Source organism: Candidatus Neomarinimicrobiota bacterium, assembly GCA_041862535.1.
In the GTDB taxonomy this organism is placed as follows: Bacteria; Fidelibacterota; Marinisomatia; order SCGC-AAA003-L08; family TS1B11.
The window spans coordinates 1-3,338 of the sequence record JBGVTM010000163.1 but is presented as its reverse complement, the minus strand read 5'-3'; the positions used below and the strand labels follow the sequence as shown (position 1 = coordinate 3,338).

At 57.1% G+C, this 3,338-nt stretch carries 6 protein-coding genes; all 6 read left to right on the top strand.

What is annotated here, in order from left to right:
* The first annotated feature begins 16 nt into the window (after positions 1-16).
* Complete coding sequence (locus ACETWG_06010) at positions 17-172, top strand: RnfABCDGE type electron transport complex subunit D (GenBank protein ID MFB0516142.1); 156 nt, start codon at positions 17-19, stop codon at positions 170-172.
* Positions 169-765 (top strand): FMN-binding protein, encoded by a 597-nt coding sequence (locus tag ACETWG_06005; GenBank protein MFB0516141.1) that lies wholly within the window; start codon positions 169-171, stop codon positions 763-765. Before ACETWG_06010 ends, ACETWG_06005 begins: the two co-directional genes overlap by 4 nt.
* 1 nt (position 766) lies before the next feature.
* Positions 767-1,381 (top strand): electron transport complex subunit RsxE, encoded by a 615-nt coding sequence (rsxE, locus tag ACETWG_06000; protein MFB0516140.1) that lies wholly within the window; start codon positions 767-769, stop codon positions 1,379-1,381.
* Positions 1,378-1,956 carry an electron transport complex protein RnfA gene (locus ACETWG_05995; GenBank protein ID MFB0516139.1) on the top strand — a complete coding sequence of 193 codons (579 nt, stop codon included), beginning with the start codon at positions 1,378-1,380 and terminating at the stop codon, positions 1,954-1,956. Before rsxE ends, ACETWG_05995 begins: the two co-directional genes overlap by 4 nt.
* A 61-nt stretch (positions 1,957-2,017) precedes the next feature.
* Entirely contained in the window at positions 2,018-2,857 is an 840-nt protein-coding gene (locus tag ACETWG_05990; protein ID MFB0516138.1) for an RnfABCDGE type electron transport complex subunit B, read from the top strand.
* Positions 2,854-3,300, top strand: a complete 447-nt coding sequence (locus tag ACETWG_05985; protein MFB0516137.1) for a SoxR reducing system RseC family protein — start codon at positions 2,854-2,856, stop codon at positions 3,298-3,300. Before ACETWG_05990 ends, ACETWG_05985 begins: the two co-directional genes overlap by 4 nt.
* The last annotated feature ends 38 nt before the right edge of the window (positions 3,301-3,338 follow it).

Here is a 3,338-nt window from a genome sequence, read left to right as displayed (position 1 = left end):
ACCCAGGGGTTCGTGGATTTTCGGATTCGGTGCGGGGGTGATCCTCATCATAATCCGGCTCTACGGCGGATTGCCCGAAGGAGTGATGTACGCCATACTACTCATGAATGCCCTCACTCCGCTCATTAACCGCTACACCAAGCCTAAACCTTTCGGCGAGGTGGCCGCATGAGCACGTCAGCCAGAATGATCGTGGTGCTTACGGTGATCGTGACCGTTTCCGGCGGGGTCCTCTCTTCTTGGGACGGCTATACGACCCCCAGGATCCAGCATCACCGCCTGGTGGCGCTCAGGTCGGCCATCGCTGATGTGTTGCCGGAGCACGACCACTACGAGGAACTGGCCCTCCCCGAGCAGACGCTATATATTGGCAAAAAGGCTTCCGGTGAACCGGTAGGGATTGCTTTCATTGCGCAGGGCAGCGGCTTTCAGGGCGTGATCAGCATGATGGTCGGGGCGGAGCTGGATTTCTCCCGCCTCACGGGCATCAAAGTGCTGGAACAGATTGAAACGCCCGGACTGGGCACCAAGATCGTGGTCGACCCCTCCAATAGAGCGAATCCCTACTGGTTCTCAGCGCAGTTTACGGGCCTGCAGACCGAACCGGAGATCACGGTGGTCAAGAACCGGGCCCCGGCGACGGAAACCGAAATTCAGGCCATCACGGGCGCCACCATCTCTTCCCGGTCGGTGGTCAAAATCCTTAACGAGGCCCTGCAGCGGGCCAAATCCGATTATAAGTCCTACCTCGAGCAGGTATCCTGAGATGGTCAAGCGTCAAGCAGCCATTAGCTACGAATTTGTCAAGGGCCTCTGGGATGAGAACCCGGTGCTCATTTCACTGCTGGGTTTATGCCCGACGCTGGCGGTTTCCAATTCGGCCATTAACGGGCTGGCCATGGGATTGGCCACGACGTTTGTGGTGGTCAGCTCGAGTATCATAATCTCCTCGCTGCGGAAGGTCATACCCCACCAGGTGCGGATTGCCAGCTACATTGTGATCATCGCCACTTTCGTTACCGTGGCCGACCGCTTTCTGGCCGCTTTTTTCCCCGATATCAGCAAGGCCCTCGGCCCGTACGTACCCTTGATCGTGGTCAATTGCCTGATCCTGGGCCGCCAGGAAGCCTTCGCCTCCAGGAATCGGGTCGGGCGCTCGCTGCTGGATGCCCTCGGGATGGGACTGGGCTTTCTGACGGTGCTGTTTATCCTGGGAACGATTCGCGAAATCCTGGGCTCGGGGACTTTCCTGAGCCTCCAGGTGCTGGGGGACTGGTTCCAGCCCTGGCTGGTGATGATCCTGCCGCCTGGCGCCTTCCTCGCGCTCGGATTGCTGATCGGCCTCTCGAACTGGATCAATGAACGGAGAGCAAAAGCGTGAAGATCATCCTTATTTTCATCTCCGCGGCGGTTATAAACAATTTTGTGCTCACCTACTTTCTGGGCCTCTGTCCTTTCGTAGGGGTTTCAAAAAGACTGTCCTCAGCCGTCAGTATGGGGATGGCCGTGACCTTCGTGATGACCATCTCGGCATGTGTCACCTGGCTGATCTACAACCTGCTCCTGGTACCCTATCATATCGAAATACTGGAGTATGTCTCCTTTATCCTGGTCATCGCGTCGTTGGTCCAGTTGGTGGAGATGTTCGTTCGAAAGATCAGCAAGCCACTCTACGATGCCCTCGGTATTTACCTGCCGTTGATCACCACTAACTGCGCCATTCTGGGGCTGGCACTGTTCGCCGTGTTGCGGCATTATAATTTCATCGAGAGCCTGGTTTTCGGCATCGGGGCCGGCGCCGGATTCACCCTGGCGCTGGTCATCATGGCGGGTATCCGGGAAGAACTGGAATTGGCCAATGTACCGCGGTACTTCAAGGGGGCGGGCATCACGATGATAATTGCAGCCAGTCTGGCCCTGGCCTTTATGGGCTTCAGCGGCCTGATATCGATTTGAGGGGGACGAGCCTGGCCTATGATGTCTTTTAGAAACATGATCTTAGCGAGCATGTAGTAATATGGATCTGACGGCCTTACTGGTGTCGATGGTGAGCATGGGAGGCCTTGGGGCCTTATTCTCGGCGGGCCTTTCGCTGGCCAATAAGAGACTGCAGGTAGTGGAGGACCCCCGCATCCGGGAGGTGACCGAGGCCCTGCCTGGGGCCAATTGCGGCGCCTGCGGCTATGCCGGTTGTGCGCATTATGCTGAGAAGCTGGTCTCAGGTGAGGCGGAGCTGACCGCGTGCAATGTGGCCTCTTCGGATGCGATCGAGGAGATCGCGGGCCTTCTGGGGATTGAACCCACGATTACTGAACCGAAAGTCGCCCGGATCATGTGCCAGGGTGGTCTCGCAGAAGCCACCCGAAAGGCCGAGTATATCGGCATTCAATCCTGTCTGGCGGCCGATCTGATGGTGGGCGGCGAAAAGCAATGCTCCTATGGCTGTCTCGGTTATGGCGACTGTATTGATTCGTGTCCCTTCGATGCGCTGTACTTGAATGATAACGGCCTGCCCGTGGTGGTGGAGGATCGCTGCACGGGATGTGGAAAATGCGTGGACGCCTGCCCGCGGGGAGTTATCGAGCTGCATCCCAAATCACACCGGCTCTTTATTCTCTGCAAGAATCATGATGCGCCCAAGGAGGCGCGCAGAATGTGTACGAAAGCTTGCATCGGGTGTCAGATATGCGTGCGGGCGGTGAGCGATGGCCAGATTATTATGGATGATAACCTCGCGGTCATTGACTACAATCTGTATGGACAGGAAGCAACCCTGCCGACTGACCGTTGTCCGACCGACTGCCTGGTTGTGTTTGAGAACCAAGCGGTGATGAATGAGGAGGTCTCTCCGCAATGAGCCCGGCCATCATCGGTAGCGGGGTAGTCAAATCGGTGCAGGGGGACACGGCCTTGGTTGAGGTTGGCAGTCTTGAGGCGTGTGTGGGCTGCGGTGCCCGGAGGATCTGCGGCTTCGGCATCAGAAGACGGGCAGTTCTGCGTGCCCGAAATGGGCTTCTGGCCAGCGTGGGCCAAAGGGTCGGACTGACCGAACCGCCCGGTATGTTAACGAGACTGGCATTGGTGCAATATGGCATACCGCTGGTGGGTTTCTTGCTCGGTGTACTGATTCCTTATTACGCCAGGCTCTCGATACCATCGGTTGCCAACGAGCTGGTCTACTTTTGCTGCGGACTTTCAGGGCTGTTACTGGCTGGTGCCGTTTCCTGGAAGTGGCTGCTGCGGGCATCAAGGCTGGAGGCCTATTTTTTCCAGATCGCAACCATTTATAAAGAGGTATAGGTCATGGATAACATCAGCAGACGCCGGTTTCTGGAGCT